1 protein-coding gene is annotated in these 1,621 nt (G+C 30.6%); it reads left to right on the forward strand.

Annotated elements, in window-relative coordinates; genetic code table 11:
• Nucleotides 1–727: 727 nt before the first annotated feature.
• A complete protein-coding gene (locus tag ISU02_RS23690; RefSeq protein WP_194704346.1) occupies nucleotides 728–1,357 on the forward strand; it encodes a putative metalloprotease CJM1_0395 family protein in 630 nt (209 codons plus the stop codon).
• Nucleotides 1,358–1,621 lie beyond the last annotated feature (264 nt).

The raw sequence follows: 1,621 nt of genomic DNA on the forward strand, positions 1-1,621 counted from the left end.
TCAAACTCTTAATTATAATCCTTTTTTGCTCAGCTTTCGCTTAGCTCTTTTGTTTTGTCTTTACAACAAAACGTTTCCGTTGTCTTTCGACTTTATCACTTGTTTCTGTTAAGCAACTTCCGCCATCAAGATGGCTTCCGTAAGCTCAAAGAATTGCGTGTTTTAATTCATTTGCGCTATTCAATTTTCAAGGTCCTGTATTGCTGTTTACATATTGTTAAAATGTTTTTAACTCATCTTTAATAATGTGCGACAGCTATATTAGTATATCAGTTATAGTCATAACTGTCAACTATTATTTTCACTTTTTTACACTTCTCAATAAATATTCCATTAGCTTAACAAAGTGAAAAGCAAAACCAGATTTTCTATCGCCAATTGACGACTTTACTATCATACCTAAAATTTTGTACAGAGTCAACTGTTATTTTAAATATTAAATAGTTATTTTATTCATTCTTAATTTATATTTCTTTGCCTATCTTTTTATCAGCATATAAAGTATATGAATGCATTAAAATCCCAACTTTAAATCACTTTGTTAATAGGTGATCAAAATAATCTATCTCTATTCAATTGCTAATTTTTATATTCTTTTTTACTTTATTTATTCTGATCCTCGCCATTTTAAGGGTTAGAAAGTCCAAAGTGTTTATTTCAAATCATTTAAGGGTATATATAAAATACATTGTAAATTAATAATTTTTTTCTTATGTGAGGCGATTTTATGCATATTGATTCAAATAATTATCCAATTAGCATTCAAAAAAACCTTAAAAATTACATCGCTGAAAAATCAAAAGTAGAGGAGAACCTAACTACCGACAATGAAGTACTCTTTGAAAAAAATGAAAAATTTAAAACAAAGGATATTGCATTTGTTAAATTATCTTCTAGTGATGATTTTAGAATCAAAAAACAAATACAGGATATGCAAAATTGGGAGAGGCATGTAAAAAATCACGAACTTGCACATTCTATTGTTGGCGGAGGCAATGTTGGTTCAGCAAGCTATATTTATGCTTATGGACCTGATGGAAAAAAATACATTATTGGTGGTCAAGTCAGTGTTTCAATACCAAATGGATTAACATTAGATAGCATTAGTGAGTTAGAAAGGCTTAAACTTGCAACAGCAGCTTCATCTGATTCATCACCACAGGACTTAATTTCTGCTGGTATCATCAGTGCAGAAGTACGTGCAAGATCTCAACTTGTTAATATGAAAAGAGCTATTGAAAAATATGAGACTCAAATGAGCGACAAAGCCCTCACACGTATAAAAGAAGGCCAAGAGATTTTTGTACACAAAAAAATAAATTTTCATAGTGCAAGATTATTAGATTTATTTGTTTGATCACTGTCCCATACATTAATAAATAATAGGCATTATTACATTTCTAAGATTTCTTTTTGTAATAGTGCCTTTCTTTTTTTGTTCAAAATAAAGTCCAGTAATAGTTAGATCCTCTCAGAAGTTGCGTTTTTTATGCAACTTCTGCCTTGCGCTGCTTTAAGCGCGGAGAACGTTGCGTCATGTAACAGGTATGATCTTTCAAAAAAGCAAAGAGACCTGATTATTCAATCAGATCTCTTTGTAACCAGCAACGTTCTACTCTCC

This window comes from Fusibacter ferrireducens, assembly GCF_015352425.1.
GTDB classification, from domain to species: domain Bacteria; phylum Bacillota; class Clostridia; order Peptostreptococcales; family Acidaminobacteraceae; genus Fusibacter_A; species Fusibacter_A ferrireducens.